The sequence below is a fragment of the Mesorhizobium sp. RIZ17 genome (genome assembly GCF_051127865.1).
Classification (GTDB): domain Bacteria; phylum Pseudomonadota; class Alphaproteobacteria; order Rhizobiales; family Rhizobiaceae; genus Mesorhizobium; species Mesorhizobium humile.
Genome location: NZ_CP147861.1, coordinates 6,782,039 through 6,801,823 on the forward strand (window position 1 = coordinate 6,782,039; position 19,785 = coordinate 6,801,823).

The 19,785-nt window shown below is 65.0% G+C and carries 22 protein-coding genes; 3 read left to right on the plus strand and 19 right to left on the minus strand.

Annotated elements, in window-relative coordinates; all coding sequences use genetic code 11:
* Nucleotides 1–5: 5 nt before the first annotated feature.
* From WDX12_RS32985 to WDX12_RS33045, 13 genes are all read right to left on the minus strand, one after another.
* On the minus strand, nt 6–809 hold the full coding sequence (locus WDX12_RS32985; protein WP_434723437.1) for a 3-methyl-2-oxobutanoate hydroxymethyltransferase: 804 nt from the start codon (nt 807–809) through the stop codon (nt 6–8).
* Between the two features lie 28 nt (nt 810–837).
* Nucleotides 838–1,152: a MocE family 2Fe-2S type ferredoxin gene (locus tag WDX12_RS32990; protein ID WP_320297074.1), complete on the minus strand. Its 315-nt coding sequence runs from the start codon at nt 1,150–1,152 to the stop codon at nt 838–840.
* A 45-nt stretch (nt 1,153–1,197) separates the two neighbouring features.
* Nucleotides 1,198–2,295 carry a fatty acid desaturase family protein gene (locus WDX12_RS32995; protein WP_434723438.1) on the minus strand — a complete coding sequence of 366 codons (1,098 nt, stop codon included), beginning with the start codon at nt 2,293–2,295 and terminating at the stop codon, nt 1,198–1,200.
* Nucleotides 2,296–2,302: 7 nt separating this feature from the next.
* Nucleotides 2,303–3,217, minus strand: coding sequence for a sugar phosphate isomerase/epimerase family protein (locus tag WDX12_RS33000; RefSeq protein WP_434723439.1), 915 nt, complete (start codon nt 3,215–3,217; stop codon nt 2,303–2,305).
* Between the two features lie 49 nt (nt 3,218–3,266).
* Complete coding sequence (locus WDX12_RS33005; protein ID WP_434723440.1) at nt 3,267–4,355, minus strand: Gfo/Idh/MocA family protein; 1,089 nt, start codon at nt 4,353–4,355, stop codon at nt 3,267–3,269.
* A 104-nt stretch (nt 4,356–4,459) separates the two neighbouring features.
* Nucleotides 4,460–5,527, minus strand: coding sequence for an ABC transporter ATP-binding protein (locus WDX12_RS33010; RefSeq protein ID WP_434723441.1), 1,068 nt, complete (start codon nt 5,525–5,527; stop codon nt 4,460–4,462).
* The gene (locus WDX12_RS33015) at nt 5,527–6,315 is read right to left on the minus strand and encodes an ABC transporter permease (RefSeq protein WP_434723442.1); all 789 of its coding nucleotides are present in this window, start codon (nt 6,313–6,315) and stop codon (nt 5,527–5,529) included. The genes WDX12_RS33010 and WDX12_RS33015 overlap by 1 nt, the downstream gene beginning before the upstream one ends.
* Nucleotides 6,315–7,184 (minus strand): ABC transporter permease, encoded by an 870-nt coding sequence (locus tag WDX12_RS33020; protein WP_320297079.1) that lies wholly within the window; start codon nt 7,182–7,184, stop codon nt 6,315–6,317. The genes WDX12_RS33015 and WDX12_RS33020 overlap by 1 nt, the downstream gene beginning before the upstream one ends.
* A gap of 27 nt (nt 7,185–7,211) precedes the next feature.
* Complete coding sequence (locus WDX12_RS33025; protein ID WP_434723443.1) at nt 7,212–8,276, minus strand: ABC transporter substrate-binding protein; 1,065 nt, start codon at nt 8,274–8,276, stop codon at nt 7,212–7,214.
* Nucleotides 8,277–8,315: 39 nt separating this feature from the next.
* Nucleotides 8,316–9,290: a PfkB family carbohydrate kinase gene (locus tag WDX12_RS33030; RefSeq protein WP_434723444.1), complete on the minus strand. Its 975-nt coding sequence runs from the start codon at nt 9,288–9,290 to the stop codon at nt 8,316–8,318.
* Nucleotides 9,287–10,291 (minus strand): ADP-ribosylglycohydrolase family protein, encoded by a 1,005-nt coding sequence (locus tag WDX12_RS33035; RefSeq protein ID WP_434723445.1) that lies wholly within the window; start codon nt 10,289–10,291, stop codon nt 9,287–9,289. Before WDX12_RS33035 ends, WDX12_RS33030 begins: the two co-directional genes overlap by 4 nt.
* Nucleotides 10,292–10,335: 44 nt before the next feature.
* Complete coding sequence (locus WDX12_RS33040) at nt 10,336–11,061, minus strand: GntR family transcriptional regulator (RefSeq protein ID WP_320297083.1); 726 nt, start codon at nt 11,059–11,061, stop codon at nt 10,336–10,338.
* 111 nt (nt 11,062–11,172) lie between these two features.
* Nucleotides 11,173–11,943: an IclR family transcriptional regulator domain-containing protein gene (locus WDX12_RS33045; protein WP_434723446.1), complete on the minus strand. Its 771-nt coding sequence runs from the start codon at nt 11,941–11,943 to the stop codon at nt 11,173–11,175.
* A gap of 106 nt (nt 11,944–12,049) precedes the next feature.
* Between WDX12_RS33045 and WDX12_RS33050 the strand changes: the two genes are divergently transcribed.
* Genes WDX12_RS33050 through pcaF form a run of 3 tightly spaced genes read left to right on the plus strand, consistent with a single transcriptional unit; the run spans nt 12,050 to nt 14,913 of the window.
* Nucleotides 12,050–12,907 (plus strand): CoA transferase subunit A, encoded by an 858-nt coding sequence (locus WDX12_RS33050; protein WP_434723447.1) that lies wholly within the window; start codon nt 12,050–12,052, stop codon nt 12,905–12,907.
* Nucleotides 12,904–13,707 carry a CoA-transferase subunit beta gene (locus WDX12_RS33055; protein ID WP_434723448.1) on the plus strand — a complete coding sequence of 268 codons (804 nt, stop codon included), beginning with the start codon at nt 12,904–12,906 and terminating at the stop codon, nt 13,705–13,707. Before WDX12_RS33050 ends, WDX12_RS33055 begins: the two co-directional genes overlap by 4 nt.
* Nucleotides 13,708–14,913, plus strand: a complete 1,206-nt coding sequence (gene pcaF, locus WDX12_RS33060; protein WP_434723449.1) for a 3-oxoadipyl-CoA thiolase — start codon at nt 13,708–13,710, stop codon at nt 14,911–14,913.
* A gap of 13 nt (nt 14,914–14,926) precedes the next feature.
* On the opposite strand, the gene pobA is transcribed toward pcaF, so the two are convergent.
* The 6 genes from pobA to pcaD are packed head-to-tail and all read right to left on the minus strand — an operon-like array spanning nt 14,927 to nt 19,785.
* Complete coding sequence (pobA, locus tag WDX12_RS33065; RefSeq protein ID WP_434723450.1) at nt 14,927–16,099, minus strand: 4-hydroxybenzoate 3-monooxygenase; 1,173 nt, start codon at nt 16,097–16,099, stop codon at nt 14,927–14,929.
* A 59-nt stretch (nt 16,100–16,158) separates the two neighbouring features.
* Nucleotides 16,159–17,211, minus strand: coding sequence for a 3-carboxy-cis,cis-muconate cycloisomerase (locus tag WDX12_RS33070; protein WP_434723451.1), 1,053 nt, complete (start codon nt 17,209–17,211; stop codon nt 16,159–16,161).
* An 11-nt stretch (nt 17,212–17,222) separates the two neighbouring features.
* Complete coding sequence (gene pcaG, locus WDX12_RS33075; protein ID WP_320297090.1) at nt 17,223–17,837, minus strand: protocatechuate 3,4-dioxygenase subunit alpha; 615 nt, start codon at nt 17,835–17,837, stop codon at nt 17,223–17,225.
* A complete protein-coding gene (gene pcaH / locus WDX12_RS33080; RefSeq protein ID WP_434723452.1) occupies nt 17,837–18,589 on the minus strand; it encodes a protocatechuate 3,4-dioxygenase subunit beta in 753 nt (250 codons plus the stop codon). Before pcaH ends, pcaG begins: the two co-directional genes overlap by 1 nt.
* Nucleotides 18,582–18,980: a 4-carboxymuconolactone decarboxylase gene (gene pcaC, locus WDX12_RS33085; protein WP_224522923.1), complete on the minus strand. Its 399-nt coding sequence runs from the start codon at nt 18,978–18,980 to the stop codon at nt 18,582–18,584. The genes pcaH and pcaC overlap by 8 nt, the downstream gene beginning before the upstream one ends.
* A complete protein-coding gene (gene pcaD, locus WDX12_RS33090) occupies nt 18,973–19,785 on the minus strand; it encodes a 3-oxoadipate enol-lactonase (RefSeq protein ID WP_434723453.1) in 813 nt (270 codons plus the stop codon). The genes pcaC and pcaD overlap by 8 nt, the downstream gene beginning before the upstream one ends.

The window sequence follows — 19,785 nt, forward strand, 5'->3', positions numbered from 1 at the left end:
TTGGATCAGGCCTTTGCGTCGACCTTCTTCATGAACAGGGTGAGCTCGTCCGGGTCCATGTGCACGATATGCCTGTCCTCCGGATAGGCGCCGCTGTTGACGTCGGCGACATATTCGGAAAACGCCGCGATGCGCTCCTGTTGCAGCCGGTCGTATTCGGCGGCGAAGTTGCGATAGACCTTCGAGTGGCGCGGCATGTGACCGCGATTGGTGCCGAGAATATCCTCGGCGAACAGATATTGCGCGTCGCAGCCCGTGCCCGCGCCCATCGACAGCATGATCAGCGGGGTGCGCTCGGAGATTGCTTTCGCGACTTCCACCGGCACCACCTCGATCTCGGCGCCGATGGCGCCGGCGGCTTCCAGCTGCTTGACCGCCTCGAAAACCTGCATGGCGGTGTCCGCGGTCTTGCCGACCGCCTTGAAGCCGCCGGTCCAGGTCGCGCGGGAGGGAATGAGACCGACATGGCCGATAACGGGGATGGCGTCGTCGGCCATGCGCTTGATGGTGGCATAGCCGGCGCTGCAATAGACGGCGTCGGCGCCGGCCTTGTAGAGCCGGAACGACCAGCGCACGAAATCGTCGGCCGTGCCGATCTCGAAAAAGTTCTCGCCCGGCATGGTGAAGAGGCCGGGCGCGGCATCGCGGTATTGCGGATTGAGCACCAGTTCCGGCGGCACCGAGACGATATCTACCCCTGCCCGCTCGGCAGCCTCGGCCTCTTCCAGCGTCAGCACGCGCAGCATGGTCAATTGCCGCTTGCCCTTCATGGCGCGCAGATCGGCAACGGTCGGTCTCTTTCGGCTCATCGGTACATCCTGTTTTGTCTGACGGCTTTCAGCCGATATCGATCATCACCTTACCGGCCTCGACCTTGACCGGATAGGTCTTGAGGTCGACGCAGACCGGCGCGCCCTTGGCCTCGCCGGTCCTGTAGTTGAAGCGGCCGTTGTGCTTGGGGCATTCGATGATGTCGTCCATCACCAGCCCGTCGGCGAGATGGGCCTTTTCATGCGTGCAGAACCCATCGGTCGCGAAGAACGCGTCGTCCGGCGAGCGATAGATCGCGAAGGTGCGGCCGCCATGGTCGAAGCGGATCACGTCCTCCTCGTCCACATCGCCCACCGCGCATGCTTCGACCCACTCCGCCATCATCACTCTCCGGCCATTATCTTTCTCTGGATTGATGCGCGGCGCCTATTCGGCGGCCGCGGCCGTTATGTCGAGATCATGGAACTCGCCGCGATAGGGCTTGGCCGTCGGCGGCAATTCGCGCTTCAGATAGTAGTCCTCGTATTTCAGCTGCCTGAGCAGCACCGGCCAGACCTCGCGATAGGCATGCCACATCGACGGGTTCGGCACCGGCAAATCGTGCTTGATCAGCTCATGCAGCTTGGGCAGCGCGTGATAGGGCACCATCGGGAACATGTGATGCTCCACATGGTAGTTCATGTTCCAGTAGATGAACCGGCTGATCGGGTTCATGTAGACGGTGCGGGTGTTGAGCCTATGGTCGGTGACGTTGTCGGCGAGCCCGATATGCTGCAGCAGCCCCGTCGTCACCATGTGCCAGGTGCCGTAGAGGCGCGGCAGGCCGATCAGCACCAGCGGTATCCATGACCCAAGCGCGATCGCGACAGCGATCGTCGCGGCATACACGACCATGTGCCAGCGCGCCGCGGTCACCGCCTTGTGCTGCTCCATCTCCGGGATGTAGCTCTTCTCGTCGTCCGACAATGTGCCGAAGGCCTGGCGCACCAGCGTCGGCAGCGAATAGCGGAAGTCGAGGATGCCGGTGAAGGCCAAGCCCGCCTTGATCAGGTCCGGCGGCCGCATCACCGCGATCTCAGCGTCGCGACCGACGATGATGGTGTCGGTGTGATGCCGCGCATGGCTCCAGCGCCACTGCACCGGATTGCGCATCAGCATGAACGAGGCGATGTGATAGACGACGTCGTTCATCCAGCGCGTGCGGAAGGCGGTGCCGTGGCCGCATTCGTGCCAGCGCGAGTCGCTCGACGAGCCGTAGAGCACACCATAGACGAACAGGAACGGCACGATCCACCACGTGCCCCAGAACCAGACGATGCCGGCCGCCGAGCCCAGGATCAGCGCGATCCAGATGATGGTGTCGCGGATCGCCGGTCCATCCGAGCGCTGCATCAATTCCTTCATGGTCTTGCGCGCCACGTCGGTGTGGTACCACTCGGCCGAGGCAAGTCCGGTCTCGATCGCCGTACGTGTGCTTTCGCCGACAAGGCTGTAATCGCGCTTGGTGCCGGAGGCCGTCGTCATCGTCCGATCAAAGCCCGTTCGCGCGGAATTTGCCGTCGAGGAATGTCTTGGCGCGCGGCACGTCGTCCTCGGTCAGATGCTCGATGATCACCGGGATGTTCGGATGCTTCTCGCTGAGCCGCCTGAGGTAGAGGTCGTAGTTCAGCGCGCCGAGACCAGGCGCCGGCAACTCGATCTCGCCGACGCCGCGGAAGGTCAGTCCGTCATGCGCATCCGCGTCGCCGATATCGGCATGCTTCTCGGTCTTGTCGCTGCCCGCGCGCTTCACGTCCTTGGCATGCGCTATCCTGATCTTGTCAGTCAGCGTGTCGAACACCTGGTTCAGCACCTGATCCATACGGTCGATGTTATGCGCCTCGAAATAATTGGTCGGATCCATCAAGAGGCCGAGACCGGGGTGGTCGACCTGCGCGAACATTTTTACTGTCTCCTCGACTGAGCCGACGACGTTGTTGACATAGGTCTCGAGCAGGAACACCGCGCCGTGATCGTAAGCCGTCTGGGCAAGGTCCGAGATCACCTTGCGGCATTCCTCGAAGCCTTCCTCGGTCTTGTTCTTCGGGTGGTGCACCCAGTCGGACTCGGTGTTGTAGGTGCCGGTCTCCGAGATCACATAGGGCGAACCGAATTCGCGTGCGTTGCGGATGATCTCCTTGAGGTAGGCAAGCCGTTTCTCCCGCTCCGCCTTGTCCGGATGGATGATGTTGGTGTAGCCGGACAGGCAGCAGACCGGCAGGTTGTGGTCGCGGAACATGTCGCGCACTTTCCTTGCCTTGTCCCTGGTGATCTGCCCGGCCGACAGGTCGATATCCTTGAAATGCAGGTCGAGCTGCACCGTGTTGAAATCGAGCGCGCGGATGCGCCTGGCGACCTCCTCGAGCTCGTAAGGGAAGTAGCCTGTGAAGATACCCGCCTGCATCATGAGCTGAAGTCCTCCCGTAAGCGATTCTGTTGCCTTGCCTTCAGCCGCCTCAGTCGATGCGGATTTCGGACAGCTTGATGGTGCGGCCTTCGGCCATCGACCGGTAGCCGGCTTCGACCAGCGCCATCGTCTTGACGTTGTCGGCGACGGAGAGCGCCGGCGGCGTGCCGGTCTTCAGCGCATGCTGGAGCTGTTCCATCACGCCGATGAAGGCGTGCGGGAACCACATCGTCTCCCAACTCGGCGTCACCCATTCACCGCCCGTCGTCTCGGTCGAGGCGTAAGTCAAGGTCGAGGCGATGCCCTTCGGCCAGCCGATCGTCCCCTTGGCGACGCCCTTGGTGCCGTCGACGCGCCAGGCGATATGCTGGTCGTCCCGATAGCCTTCCTGGCGCGGGCCGGACCAGACATCTTCCAGCGACACCGCGAACACGCCCGAGGGAAAGCGCAGCGTCGAGACCGTGATGCCGTCGGAATGCTCGAACCTGGTCCGCGGGTCCTTGCGCGTCAGCGTTGTGATGTCGTCCGGATCGCCGAACAGGAAACGCAGAACGTCGAGGTGGTGCACGCTCATATTGGCGAGCGTCAGCCGGTCGTACTCGGCCAGGAATGTCTGCCAGTGCGGGATCGCGTGCATGTCGATCTCGGCAAAGACGATCTCGCCCAGCGCGCCGCTGTCGATGATCTGCTTCAGGACGCGCATCGACTGGTCGTAGCGCATGTTCTGGTTGACCGAGAGGATCTTGCCCGAGGCGGCTGCCTCGTCGCGCAGCTTAACCGCTTCTTCCACCGAGAGCGCCAGCGGCTTCTGCGCCAGGATCGCCTTGACGTGCGGCTGCTTCAGCGCATGGCGGATCAGCGCCGGCTGCTGGTCGGGCGGGAAAGCGAGATCGACGATCTCGACGCGGCCGTTCTCGATCAGCTGCTCAGGCGTATCGTGGACGGTCGCAATACCCCAGCGGGCGGCCACCTTCTCGGCATTGGCCTTCGTGCGCGATGCGATGGCCACCACGGGAAAGCCGGCTTCATGATAGGCGGCCAGATGGCACTCCGCCATGATCATGCCGGCGCCGATGCAGCCGATCCGGTAGTCCTTGACCCGGACTTCAACGTCCGGCTCGAAACCCATGCTCGCCATCCATTCCTCCGTCGAGGACTGGATATAACGCTATGGTCCGGACTTCAGCCAAGTCCCGTGCCATCATTTCCCATCAGGGTCTGATGGCGGCTCGGCCACGTCGGTCAGCTCGCCGCGATCAGCACCGTGCTGTCCGGTGACCAGCTGAGCACCACCGGCTCGCCTTCGGCCAGCCTCTCGGCCCCTGTGTTCTGGACGATCACCTTCAGCGTCTGGCCGTCACGGTCGACGAAATAGGTGCTGTTGTTGCCGGCGAAGATGCGTTTCGAGACCTGACCCTTGAGCGTGTTGGCATTGGCTGGATCGGGCTTTGCCGCGCCGGTGGAAATCCGGATGCGCTCGGGCCGGACCGCGCAGCTCGCCTTGGCGCCGGCCGGCACCGATGCGCCGGTCGAAGCCGCGATCGTTGTGCCGTCCGGCAGCTTGATCCCGGAGCCGGTCGCGTCACCGCGAAAGATGTTGGCGTCGCCGAGGAAGGTCGCTGCGAACTCGCTTTGCGGCCTGTCGTAGATCTCCTCCGGCGGGCCTTCCTGCACCAGCCTGCCATCGCGCAGGATGCCGATGCGGTCGCTCATCGTCAGCGCCTCTTCCTGGTCGTGCGTGACGAAGATCGTGGTGATGCCGATCTCGCGCTGGATGCGCTTCAGCTCGATCTGCATGTCGACGCGCAACGCCTTGTCGAGCGCGCCGAGCGGCTCGTCGAGCAGAAGCACGCGCGGCTTGGTGACGATGGCCCGAGCCAGCGCCACACGCTGGCGCTGGCCGCCGGAGAGCTGGTGCGGCTTGCGGCCGCCGAGCTTGCCGAGCTGCACGAGGTCGAGCGCGCGCTGCACCTCCGCCGCGATCGTCGCCTTCGGCTCGCCGCGCACCGAAAGGCCGAAGGCGACATTGTCGGCGACGCTCATATTGGGGAACAGCGCATAATTCTGGAACACCATGCCGATGCGCCGCTTCTCGACCGGCACGCGCTCGACGCTTTCGCCGCCGATGGCGATGCGGCCGGCATCCGGAAAGTCAAAACCGGCGATCTGCCTGAGCAGCGTGGTCTTGCCGCTGCCCGAAGGCCCGAGCAGCGCATAGAAGCCGCCATCGGCGAAATCGATCGACACATCGTCCAGCGCCTTGTGCGCGCCAAAGCTGCGGGAGACGTTCGCGACCTGGACGCCAGCCATTACTTCTCTCCGCCGAATTTGAAGAAGCGCGCCGTGAGCAGCATCAGCGCCATCGACACGACAATGATGATGGTCGAGACCGCGTTGATCTCGGGCGTGAAGCCCTTGCGGATCGCGGCGTAGATTTCGACCGGCAGCGTCGTCTGGCCGGGCGTCGACAGGAAGTAGGAGACGACGAACTGGTCGAACGACACGGCGAAGGCAAAGAGCCCGCCGGCGATCACGCCGGGCATGATCCAGGGCAAGGTCACGCGCATGGTCACCTGCCACTGGTTGGCGCCCAGCGAGCGCGCCGCCTCCTCCAGTTCAGGCGCGAAGGTCTGCAGCCGCGCCGACACGACGACGATGACATAAGGCAGCGCCAGCGCGACATGGCCGAGCAGGATGGCGATGAGCCCGCGGCCGATGCCGACGCCGAAGAAGAAGATCAGCATGGCCGTGCCGGTGATCAGCCACGGAACGGCGATCGGCGGGAAGAGCAGCGCCTGCAGGAATTTCTTGCCGCGAAACTCATAGCGGTAGAGCGCGAGCGAGGCCATCGAACCCAGCACCGTCGAGATCAAAGTGGTGATGATTGCGATCTCGATGCTGTTCCAGGTCGCCGCGATCAACTGCTCGTTCTGCCAGAGCGAGGCGTACCAGTCCGTCGTCCACTCGAACGGCAATTGGTAGAAGGGCGAGGCGTTGAAGGACATAGCCGCCATGATGATGATCGGCAGATAGAGGAAGCCGAGCAAAAGCCCGATGTAGAAACGCCCGAGCCATTCGAGGATGCGCGTCGCCGCCATCACGCGGCTCTCCGCAGGACAGGTGCGGCCAGCGCCAGGATGATCAGCACCACCGCGAGCAGGATGAAGGAAAGTGCGGCACCCAGTGGCCAGTTGAACACCGCGACAAACTGGTCCTCGATGACGGTGCCATAGAAAGTGCCGGTGCGGCCGCCGAGGATGCGCGGCTCCATGAAGGAGCCGACGACCGGCACGAAGATCAGCGCGGCACCCGCGATCAGGCCCGGCATCGACAGCGGGATGATCACCCGCCACAGCACCTGCCGGCGCGAAGCGCCGAGCGAGCGGCCCGCCTCGATCAGCGAATCGTCGATGGCCTGCAGCGTGAGATAGCAGGTGAGAACCATGTAGGGCACATAGGAGTGCACCAGGCCGATGATGACGGCGGGATAGGAATACATGAGATCGATGTTGATCTTGAACGGCAGCACAGCGTTCAGCGCCGTGTCGAGGATGCCGCCTTCGCGCAGCACCATGGCCCAGGAGAAGATACGCACCAGCCCGTTCGACCAGAACGGCAGGATGACGAGCAGGAAGATCGCCTCGCGGCTGCGGCCCTTCAGCACCTTGGCCAGCACATAGGCCGCCGGATAACCGATGACGACGCACCACAGCGTCACCTCGAGGCCGAGCCGCAGCGATGAAAGCAGAAGCCGCGAATAGAGGCTTTGCGAGAAGAAGGCGGCGTAATTGCCAAGCGTGAACGACCACTCTTTGCCTGCCAGCGGCAGGTCGGTCATGAAGGAGAAGAAAACCATGGCCGACAGCGGCAGGAAGATCGCCACCGTCAGCCACAGATAGGCGGGAAGGAGAAGCGGCAGGGCCGGCTTCAGTCCGCGGCGCGAACCGACCGCAAGCTGGTCAGCCATTTTGCCTCTCCTCCCGAAAGACGCCTGTTACTTCACGTTGACCTTCAGCTCCTGCCACAGCGCCAGGTATTTCTCGCGCTGCTCGTCGGTGACCGGCGCCTGGAACTGGATGCGCTTGGCGACGTCCGGGCTGCCCATCACCTTGCGGTTGAAGGCGTCCTCCGGCAGCGCCTCGACCGCCTTGGTGTTGGCGGAGACCGGCGCGCCGACCTTGGTGACCCATTCGACATAGAATTTCGGATCGATCATGTAGTTGATGAAGGCCTCGGCGCCGGCGACGTTCTTGGAACCGACGGGGATCGAGAAAGCGTCGAGCCAGGCGACCGAGCCTTCCTTCGGGATGACCAGCGAGACCGGCAGCTTGAAATGCGTCTTGGCGCGGTCGGCCGAGCCGCTCCAATAGGTGCCGATGTCGATCTGGTTGGAGGCGACCATCTGGTTCCAGTCGTTCTCGGAGCTCCAGAAGGTCTTGATCTGCGGCATCAGCGAGGTGAGCTTCGCCTTGACCGCGTCCATATCCTTGATGTCGTTGATGTTCTGCCCCGACGCCAGCGCGCCGAACTGGACCGCCTCGACAGCGTCGTCGCGGATGATGACGCGGCCCTTATGCGCCGGGTCCCACATCTCGGCGATGCTCGTCGGCGGCTTGTCGAAGGATTTCTCGTTGATGGCCAGCGCCGTCAGGCCCCACACCCACGGCACGCCATAGACCTTGCCGTCATGGTTGAGCATCGGCGAGCTGGCCTTGTCCTTGGCGATGTCGGCATAGTTGGAAAGCTTCGAGACATCGATCGGCTGGATCAGCTTGCCGGCCATCGCCTGGTCGTTGAAGGCGGCGTTGATCATGACGACGTCGTAGAGGCCGGGATTGGTCCGGATCTTGGTCAGCATCTCCTGCTCGGAGTTGAAGAAGTCGTTGACCACCTTGAAGCCGGTCGCCTTCTCGAAATTGGCGACCGCCCATGGCTCGTCGGCGCCATAGCCTTTCCAGTTGAGCACGTGCACTTCCTCGGCGGCTTGTGCTGCCAGCGTGAAGGCGGAAACGAAGACGGCGGTAGCCGTCAGAAAAGCGGTCAGTCTGGGCATGCGCATGTTCTTTTCCTCTCATTGTTTGCCCGATTGACGGGCTTGTTAAGTTGCAGTCGCTTTCGCCTGGCCAGGCGCGGTCGTCGCTTCGCCGCGCTTAGTCAGGAATTTTTGGATCTCAGTGTCGGTCGGCGCGGAGGACCCGCCATGGCGTGTGACAGAAAGTGCGGCGGCGGCGTTGGCATAGCGTGCCGCGTCGCAAGGGCTTAGACCGCGCGAAAGGCCGCTGACGAAGGCGCCGATATGCGTGTCGCCGGCACCATTGGTGTCGACCGCCTCCACCTTGAACCCGGGCACCGTACGGGTGCCGCCGTCGGCCATGCGCACCAGGCAGCCATGCGCGCCGGCACGGATGACGACGCCTTCGGCCCTGGGGCAATGCTCGGCGAGCAACCGGATGGCGACGGTCTGGGCATCGCCGGCGCCGGCAATCTCCGCGGCCTCGTTGGTGTTGCAGCTCAGCCAGGTCGTGCGCGCCAGCACCCTGTCCAGGATCGGCCGCGGAATATCGGCGATCACCGGAGTCGGATCGAAGACGAAGGGAATGCCGGCCGGCAGCGCCTCGATCCAGTCGGTGAGCGCGTCACGGCTGCCGGGATAGCTCAGCGTATAGCCCGACGTGAAAACCCAATCGCCTGGAACGGCTTGGACCGGCTTCATCATGTCGAGCGTCAACCGGCTCTCGGCGCCCGGCCAGGAGACGAAGGTGCGTTCGGCGTCGCGGCTGATCATGGCGACGCAATTGCCGCTGTCCATGGATGGTGACGGCGGTGTCAGCGTCTCGATGCCTTCGGCCGCGAAGGCGGCGCGCAGGAAGTCGCCGTCCGGCCCGGTGCCGAGCTGGCCGCCGAACACCACCTTCATGCCGGTGCGGCTTGCCGCGACCATCATGTTGAAGCCGCCGCCGGCGACCCGCGCATAGCTCGTCGCGGTTTTTTCCGTGCCCGGCGCCGGCAAGGCGTCGATGCGGTAGACATAGTCGACCACCGCGCTGCCGACATGGACGAGCCGTGCGCTCACGCCGCGTCCTCCTTGCCTGGACCGGTCTTGGCCGTCCGCGCCGCGACCAGATCCTCGGCCAGCGCGCGGACATCCGCGATGTCGATGCCATGCAGTTGGGCGATGCGATCCCGCGGCAGCTTCGACAGGCCGGAGCAGGCGCCGGCCATGCCGGCGGCAATCGCCCCGATCGTGTCGGTGTCGCCGCCGAGATTGGCCGCGATCACGGCGGCCCGCCATGCATCGCCCTGCGCGACCTCCAGCACCGCGAATGCCGCCGGCACAGATTCCTGGCTGGCGACGCCCGTGCCGATCAGGTCGACGATCAGCTTGATTGCTTCCTTCTCCGCCTTGCCCCGAACGAGCGCCTGCGCCCAGAAAATGCGCGCGGCGATATCACCGCCGGTGACCCAATGGCCGAGCGCAGCACCAAGTCTCGCGGCTGCGACCGCATGGCCGGAAGCGGCGCGCCAGTCGCCACCCGAGACACCGAGGCTGACAGCTGCGGCGACTGCCGCGGCCGAGGCAATGGCGATCGAGGTATTGTGCGTGGCCCGGCACGTTTCCGCGACTTTGGCGACCAGGGCATCGAGCGGCTCCGGCGGCATCATGATGCCGACCGGCGCGATGCGCATTGCCGCGCCATTGGTGTCGCCGCTGCGTCCAGCCTCCTCGGCCGGCACGCCGCTGTTGATGGCGTCGATGGCGCGCTTGGTCGACGGTCCGAGCAGGTCGTAGCTGCCGCGAGCCTTGACGTCGCGCTCCCAGTCGAGCAGCGCGTTGACCCAGCGCGCATGGTCGAAACGCCCGCCGGACTCGACCAGGATGCGGCCAAGCAGCAGCGCTTGCTCGGTGTCGTCGGTGATCGCGCCGGCCGGCAGTCCTTTCGACACCGGGTGGTCGGCGGCGGGCGCGATGAAATCCTCGACATGGCCGTAGAGCTCGGCGATGCGGGCCGGCGACAGAAGCTGCGTCGGCATACCCAGCGCATCGCCCAGCGCCCCGCCGATCAACGCGCCCATTGCCCGATCGCCTATTGTTCGATCACTTGCCTCCCCGGCCATGCTCAGAACTCCAGGTGAAGCGCGAAATGCGCCGGGTTGAGCAGGCTGGTGACGAATTCGATCGCGCGTCCGTCGGCGGCGCGCGTCAGGCGGCGCGTGCGCAGGAACGGCGTGCCGGGCGCGCAATCGAGGATCGCGGCGTCGGCGGCGCTCAGCATCTCGATATCGACCCACTCCTCGCCGTGGTCGGGCACCAGCCCTGCCCCGCGCAGCGTCTGGTGCAGCGTGCCTTCGCGCAGGCCGCGCAGGGGTATGTCCTCCAATTCGGGCGACAGCGGCAGGCGGCTGCGCTCGATCGAGATGGCGTGGCCGTCATTGGCATTGGTGCGGGCGCGGTCGACGGCAATGAAGGACGAGCTGTCCACGCCGAGCCTGGCCGCCAGTTCCGCGTCCTCGATGATCTCGAGCCGCAAGGTGCGGGTCTCGGCATTGGCGCCCGCATTGGCAAGCGCGCGCGACCAGCCGATCGCGTCATCGACCGGCATGCCGTCGAAGGTCACGAAGGAGCCGATGCCGACCTTGGTGGTGATGAGCCCCCGGCTGGAGAGTTCTTCCAACCCTTTGCGCACCGTGTTGCGGCTGACGGAGAAGCGCTGGACGAGCTCGCTTTCGCTCTGCAGGCGGTCGCCGAAGCCAAGCAGGCCGGAGCGTATCTCATGCTCCAGAACCGTCGCGATCTGCTCGGGCTTGCCCGTGCCGGGAGTAAGCTGCATCGCGCGACGGGCCATATCGATACCTGTTCAGTGAACCTGTATAATCCTGTTCATTAGCGTATCTGAAATGAAGCGTCAACGGGCTTCGGCCCGACGATCGGCTGCCTGTCAAACATCGGCTGGTCGTCAAACGAAGAAGAATTCCTCGACGCGCTGCCTGGCCTGCCGCAGCACCGGCAGGATGTCGCGCTCCATCGCCTCGACCGAGAAACGCGCCGACTGCGTCGAGACGTTGATGGCCGCGACGGTGCGCCCGGCGCGATCGACGATCGGCACCGCAATCGAGCGCAGGCCAAGCTCCAGCTCCTCGTCGACGATGGCGAAGCCATCCGCCCTCGCCCTGTCGATGGCCTTGCCGAGTGCGGCGCGGCCGGTGATCGTCTTCGGCGTCCGCCGCTTGATGGCCGCCTCGGCAAGGAAGGTCTTCAACTCATCCGCCGACAGGCCGGAAAGCAGCACCCGCCCCATCGAGGTGCAGTAGGCCGGCAGCCGCGTGCCGACATCGAGCGCGACGCTCAGGATGCGCCGTCCAGGGATGCGCGCGACATAGACGACATCCTCGCCCGACAGCACTGCCGCATTGCAGGCTTCGTCGAATTTCCCCGCCACCTCGCGCATGATGGGCGCCGCGAAGGTCCAGAGCGAAGCGCCGCCAAGCCATGTCCGCGCGACAGTCAGCAAGCGCGGCGACAGCGAAAACAGCCGGCCGGATTGCGTCGCATAGCCCGTGGCTACCAATGTCAGCAGGAAGCGCCGGGCCCCCGCTCGCGTGAGGTCCGCCTCCTCCGCCATCTCGGTCAGCGTCATGCCGGCAGGATGGCGCGCGAGGATTTCCATCACCGCCAGGCCACGCTCCAGCGAACCGACAAGGTCACGTGAAATCGCTTCCTCTTCCACGAGCGCCTCCAGACCGGCGTTGACTCAATGCAAAGCTTGGAGTTAAAAGTATCCCATATAAAACATATGTTCGCAATACGAACTTTTTGCACCACGGAGCTCGGAGATGGTCAAGTTCCTGCCGCTGAAAGAGGCCGTCGCGGAGAATCTGCATGACGGCGATACCGTCGCTTTCGAGGGCTTCACGCATCTGATCCCGACCGCCGCCGCGCATGAGGCGATCCGCCAGGGCTTTCGTGAGCTGACGCTGATCCGCATGACGCCCGACCTGATCTACGACCAGATGATCGGCATGGGCATGGCGAAGAAGGTCGTCTTCTCCTATGTCGGCAATCCGGGCGTCGGCCTGCTCAGGCGCGCCCGCGACGCTATCGAGAACGGCTTTCCGCGCGCCATCGAGGTCGAGGAGCACAGCCACGCCGGCATGGCCAATGCCTACGAGGCGGGCGCCGCCGGCCTGCCCTGCGCGGTGTTTCGCGGCTATCGCGGCGCCGGTCTCGCCGCGGTCAATCCGAACATCAAATCCGTGACCTGCCCCTTCACCGGCGAAGTGCTTGCCGCCGTTCCGGCGATCCGGCCCGACGTCACCTTCATCCACGCGCAGAAGGCGGACCGGAAAGGCAATGTGCTGGTCGAAGGCATCATCGGCATCCAGAAGGAGGCCGTTCTTGCCGCAAGGCGCGCCGTGGTGACGGTCGAGGAAGTGGTCGAAAATTTCGACGACCTCCACCCCAACCTCACCGTGTTGCCGAACTGGACGATCGCGGCGATTTCGGTCGTGCCTGGCGGCTCGCACCCCTCTTACACGCATGGCTATTACGAGCGCGACAACGCTTCCTATCTGGAGTGGGACGAGATCGCCGCCGACCGCGACCGCTTCCAGGCGTGGATCCGGAAGAACGTCATCGAGAGCAGCGCCGACGACTTTGCCGGTCGCGTCAAGCATCTGAGGAAAGCCGCATGAGCGACGCGAAGGACATCGGCTTCACCCCGAACGAGATGATGACGATTGCCGCCAGCCGCGCGCTGAGAAGCGACGATGTCTGCTTCGTCGGCATCGGCGCGCCGTCGGCCGCCTGCAACGTCGCGCGGCTGACGCATGCGCCCGACATCACGCTGATCTACGAGAGCGGCACCATCGGCACCGCGCCCGACGTGCTGCCGCTGTCGATCGGCGACGGCGAATTGTGCGAGACGGCGGTCACCACCGTCGCGGTGCCGGAGATGTTCCGCTACTGGCTGCAAGGCGGCCGCATCTCGATCGGCTTCCTGGGCGCCGCCCAACTCGACAAATTCGGCAACATCAACACCACCGTCATCGGCGACTATGCGCATCCCAAGACCCGCCTGCCCGGCGGCGGCGGCGCGCCGGAGATCGCCACCTCGTCGAGGCAGGTCTACATCACCATGGCGCAGTCGAAGCGCGGCATGGTCGAGAAGATCGACTTCTTCACCTCCTTTGGCCATGGCGACGGCGGCGATCACCGCAAGCGCCTCGGCATCGACACGGCCGGCCCTACTTTGCTGATCACCGACCTCGCCATCTGGAAGCCCGACCCGGTGACCAAGGAGTTCACCGTGGTGTCACTGCATCCCGGCGTCAGCCGCGAGCAGGTGCAGGAAACCTGTGGCTGGACGGTCAAGTTCGCGGAGGCCCTTGACGAGACGCCGGCGCCGACGGAACTCGAGCTGAAGACATTGCGCGACCTGCAGGCCCGCACCAAGGCGGCGCATCAAGGGACCGCCAAAGGGAAAGCCGCATAAATGACTGAGGCCTTCATCTGCGATTACATCCGCACGCCCATCGGCCGCTTCGGCGGCGCGCTGTCCTCCGTGCGGGCCGACGATCTCGGGGCGATTCCGTTGAAGGCGCTGATCGAGCGCAATTCCGGCGTCGACTGGGCGGCCATCGATGACGTCGTCTATGGCTGCGCCAACCAGGCCGGCGAGGACAACCGCAACGTCGCGCGCATGGCGCTGCTGCTTGCCGGCCTCCCGCAGGACATTCCCGGTTCGACCGTCAACCGCCTGTGCGGTTCCGGTATGGATGCCGCCACCATCGCCGCGCGCGCCATCAAATCAGGCGAGGCCGAGCTGATGATTGCCGGCGGCGTGGAATCGATGAGCCGCGCACCCTTCGTCATGCCGAAGGCCGACACCGCCTTCTCACGCAATGCCGAGATCTACGACACCACCATCGGCTGGCGTTTCGTCAACCCGCTGATGAAGAAGCAGTATGGCGTCGATTCCATGCCGGAGACCGGCGAGAACGTCGCCGAGGATTTTTCCGTCTCCCGAGCCGACCAGGACGCCTTCGCCGTGCGCAGCCAGGACAAGGCGGTGGCCGCGCAAGAAAGTGGCCGGCTGGCGAAGGAGATCACGCCGGTGAGCATCCCGCAGAGGAAAGGCGACGCGATCGTCGTCTCGAAGGACGAGCATCCCCGCGCCGGCACCACCATAGAGGCGCTGGCCAAACTGCCAACGCCGTTCCGCCAGGGCGGCACGGTGACCGCCGGCAATGCTTCGGGCGTCAATGACGGCGCGGCCGCCCTCATCATCGCATCCGAAGCAGCGACGAAGAAGCATGGGCTGACGCCGATCGCCCGTATCCTCGGCGGCGCCGTCGCCGGCGTGGCGCCGCGCATCATGGGCATCGGCCCGGCGCCGGCTACCATGAAGCTTTGCGCCCGCCTCGGCCTGACGCCCGAACAATTCGACGTCATCGAATTGAACGAAGCCTTCGCCTCCCAGGGCATTGCCGTGCTCCGCCAACTCGGAATTTCCGAGAAGGCGGAGCATGTGAACCCCAATGGCGGCGCGATCGCGCTCGGTCATCCGCTCGGCATGTCCGGCGCGCGCATCACCGGCACGGCGGCGCTCGAGCTGCGCGAGCGCGGCGGCAAGCTGGCTTTGGCCACCATGTGCATCGGCGTTGGCCAGGGCATCGCCATCGTGCTAGAGCGGGTTTGACCGCTCAAGCATATCAATAGGGCAAGCCGACGTAGTTTTCGGCGAGAGCGGTCGACGCCGCTTTCGAATGCACGAGATAATCGAGCTCGGCTTCCTGGATGCGTTGGCCGAACTCGCCCGTCTCCGGAAAACGGTGCAGCATCGTCGTCATCCACCAGGAAAAGCGCACCGCTTTCCACACGCGCGCCAGCGCCTTGGACGAATAAGCGTCGAGCCCAGCCTCTGATTTCCCGTTATAGAATTCACGAAGTCCGGCAAACAGATAGCGCACGTCGCTGGCAGCGAGGTTGAGGCCCTTCGCGCCAGTCGGCGGCACGATATGGGCGGCGTCGCCGACCAGGAACAGCCGGCCGAAGCGCATCGGCTCGGCAACGAAGGAGCGCAGCGGCGCGATCGACTTCTCGAAGGATGGCCCGGTGGTGACGGCGGCCGCTATCTGCGGCGGCAGGCGCCCGCGCAACTCGTCCCAGAAGCGGTTGTCCGACCAGGCCTCGACGCGTTCGTCGGCCGGAACCTGCACATAGTAGCGGCTGCGCTGCGGCGAGCGCATCGAGCAGAGCGCGAAGCCGCGCTCGTGATTGGCATAGACCAGCTCATGGTCGGCCGGCGGCACTTCGGCAAGCACGCCCAGCCATCCAAACGGATAGTGCCGCTCGAACGTCTTCAACGCGCTTTCCGGCACCGAGCGGCGGCTGACGCCGTGGTAGCCGTCGCAACCGGCGATGAAGTCGCAATCGATGCGATGCGTGAGCCCGTCCTTGTCGTAGGTCACGAAGGGCGACGCGCCGCCGAAATCATGCAGCGCGACATTCGACGTTTCGAAGACGGTCGGGAGACCCGCTGCTTCGCGCTTCTGCATCAGATCCAGCGTCACCTCGGTCTGGCCGTAGACGGTGACATGCTTGCCGCCGGTGAGCGCCGTCATGTCGATGCGATGCGCGCGGCCGTCGAAGGCGAGCGAGATGCCTTCATGTGGCAGGCCCTGGGCATGCAGCCTGTCCGCCGCGCCCGCTTCGCCGAGAAGGTCGACCGTGCCCTGCTCCAGCACGCCCGCCCGTACCCGGCCGAGCACATGTTCCCGGCTCGACCGTTCGAGGATGATCGTCTCGACGCCAATGGTGGCGAGCAACTGGCCGAGCAGCAGACCGGACGGTCCGGACCCAATGATAGCGACCTTCGTGCGCATCAGATCCCTTTACACATGTCGTTCTCCCAAAACCGCTGCGCACTTTTGGGCGACATGCGTTAGCGCCCGAGGCTCTCGATCTGCGCGGCCAACTCGGCGGCAAGCCTGAGCGCGGCCGCGGTCGCCACGACCATTTGTGGCAGGAGGAGCCATTCCAGCGTCCAGGCCGCGCCCGAACGCTCCTGCTCATGCACCAGCGCGTTGTGCATGCCGGAGAGCTGGACGGCATTGAAGCGCGCCAGCGCCACCAGGGCTTCCGCCTTCACCGGATTCTGCTTGTGCGGCATCGCCGACGAGCCGCCGCCACCGGACAGTCTGATGTCGGAGCCCGCCTGCGCCATCAGCGCAACGTCTTGCCCGAACTTGCCGAGGCTGCCGGTCACCAGCGACAGCCAGCCGGCGAGCTCGGCGAGCGCGTCGCGCTGGCTATGCCATTGCGGCGCGTCGCCAAGACCGAGTTTCGCGGCAAGCGCGGCGCGCACGGTGGCGGCCTTGTCGCCGAGCTTTTCCAGCGTTCCCGCTGCACCGCCGAACTGCAGCACCAGCAGCCGGCCGGAGAGCTCTTTCAAGCGTTCCTGGTGACGTTCGAGTGGCGCCCGCCACGAAACGATCCGATCGCGTACTGTTATTGGAATTGCCGGCTGCATGCGCGTCATCGCCATGAGTTCACGGTTTCCAAACTCCAGCTCAAGACCGGCGAGGCGAACGACGTTCTCGCCAAGCAACAGGCCGATATGGTCGACGACCTGCCGCAGGCGCAGCACCAACGACGTATCGATCACATCCTGGCTGGTGGCGCCGAAATGCACATATGCATCGTGCGGCGCGCCGACAGCGGCTTTAACCTGGCGCACCAGTTCCGGCACCACGACGCCATCCATGGTGACGCCGGCGCGCAGCTTCGCCGTGTCCGGCCGGAACGCCGCCAGCGCCTTGACGATCGCCGCCGCCGCATTGCTGGGGATCGCGCCGTGCTCGGCTTCCGCCTCGGTCACCGCCCGCTCGAAATCGAGCATGGCGCCTATGTCGGCTTCGACGGAAAAATGCTTGGCCGCCTCCTCGTCGCCGAGCAGGCCGGAAAGCAGCGGGTGATCGAAGGGCGAAACGGTCATGGCCGCCACGGTCAGCTGTCGAAGAAGACCGTCTCCTTTTCGCCCTGCAGATGAATGTCGAAGACGTAAGTGTCGCCCTGGCGTTCGGCGATCAGCGTCGCCACGCGCAGGCGATGCTCGATGCGCGCAAGGATCGGGTCCTCGGCATTGGCCTTCTCCTCGTCGGAGAAGTAGAGCCTGGTGTTCAGGCCGATATTGATGCCGCGCGCCACGATCCACAGCGTGATATGCGGCGCCATCAGCCGCCCGTCGCGGAACGGCACCCGGCCCGGCTTGATCGTTTTGAACAGGCAGACGCCCGTTTCCATGTCGGTCGGCTGCCGGCCCCATCCCTGGAAGTTCGGATCGGCGGCGCCGCGCAATTCCGTCGGCGAATTGTAGAGGCCTTCGGCATCCGCCTGCCAGATCTCGACCAGCGCATCCTTCAGCGGCGTGCCGGTGCCGTCGAGCACGCGGATGCGGAGTTCGATGCGCTCGCCCCTGGTCTCGCCATTGACCATGGTCGAACCGAGATCGCTCGCATAGACGCCGCCGATGCCGCAGAAATTGGGCGTCAGCCCGATATGCACATAGGGTCCGGCGGTCTGCGAAGGGCTCTCCTTCAGCCGGTCGAGCGACTGCGCCATCAATTGCCCTCCGGCCGGTTCTCGAACAGCGTCGAGCGGCGCCCGCGCAGCACGATGTCGAACTTGTAGGCGAGCGCGTCCATCGGGATGGTAGAGTTCATGTCGAGCGCGGCGATCAGCGCTTCAATCGCGGCCTTGTTGGAAATGCCGCCGACGATCGGACAACGCCAGATCAGCGGATCGCCCTCGAAATACATCTGCGTGATCAGTCGCTGCGCGAAGCCGTGGCCGAACACCGAAAAATGGATATGCGCCGGCCGCCAGTCGTTCGGCCCGTTCGGCCAGGGATACGGCCCGGGCCTGACGGTGCGAAAGGCGTAGCCGCCATCCTCGCCGGTGATCGCGCGGCCGCAGCCACCGAAATTCGGATCGAGGGGTGCCAGATAGCCGTCCTTCTTGTGACGGTAGCGGCCGCCGGCATTGGCCTGCCAGAATTCGAGCAGCACGCCGGGCACACCCTTGCCGCGCTCGTCGAGCACGCGTCCATGGACGATGATGCGCTCGCCGATGGCGCTCTCGCCGCGCTTGGCGAAATTATGGATCAGGTCGTTGTCGAGCTCGCCCAGCGTCGCGTGCCCGAACACCGGGCCGGTCAATTCCGACAGCGTGTTGTCGAACGACAAAAGCGCTTTCTGCGGCGAGCGCAGCACCGAGCTCTTGTAGTTCGGCGTGAACGCCGGCGGATGCCACTGGCGGTCGCGCTGGAAGAAGGCGCCGGTTTCCGGCGCGCGGTTGGAGCCGGGCTCAGCCATGGGCGGCTCCGTCCATCTGCGCGAACACCTGCTTGGCGATCTTGAAGGCGCGGTTGGCGGCCGGCACGCCGGCATAGATCGCGACATGCAGGAAGGCCTCGCAGATGTCGTCGCGCGAGGCGCCCGTATTGGCGGTGGCGCGCACATGCATGGCCACTTCCTCGTCATGGCCGAGCGCCGCAAGCAGCGCCAGCGTCACAATCGAGCGCTCGCGCTTCGACCAGCCGGGCCGCGCCCACACCGTTCCCCAGGCGGCTTCGGTGATCAACTGCTGGAACGGCCGGTCGAAATCGGTCGCGGCGTCCTCGGCGCGGTCGACATGCGGATCGCCGAGCACGGCGCGGCGGACCTCGAGACCGGTCCGGTAGCGGTTCTTCGTGACATCATCCATGAGCAGACTTTCCCCCAGGCAACGAGGCGACGAAATCGCGGATCAACGTGACGAGCGCTTCGGGCTGCTCGATGCACGGGATATGCGCGGCATTGCGGATCACTTCGAAACGCGCGCCGGGGATCAGTCCGGCCAGCGAGCGGACAAGATCCGGCGGCGTCGAACCGTCCTGGTCGCCGACCATGCAAAGCGTCGGCACCGCAATGCGTCGCGCGCTGTCGGTGAAATCGGCATCGCGGACTGCCATGCAGGTACCGATGTAACCAGGCAGAGCCTGCCTGGTGAGCATGTTGCAGCAGCCGGCCAGATCCGCCGAACGCCTGGCATGGAACTCCGGCGTGAACCACACTTTCATGATGCCTTCGGCGATCGCCTCGATGCCGTCGCGCTCGACGGTCGCGATGCGCGTGTTCCAGCTTTCGGCGGTGCCGATCTTATGTGCCGTGTCGCTGAGGATCAGCGCCTCTACGCATTTGGGGTGGCGGGTATAGAGCCGCTGCGCAATCATGCCGCCGACGGACAGGCCGAGGAGCACGACCTTGTCGAAGCCGAAATGGTCGATGAGGGCGACCAGATCGTCAACATGGTCGTCGATAGAGCGTACGCCGCCGCCGATATCCGACAGCCCATGGCCGCGCTTGTCGTAGACGAGCATCGGCATTTCGCCGGTCAGTTCCGCGACGACGTCGTCCCAGATGCGGAAGTCGGTGCCCAGCGAATTGATGAAGATGATCGGACGCGACGTGCCGGCTGCCTCGATATGGCGGTAATGCAGCGCGACGCCGCCTATGCTGACGAATGGCAC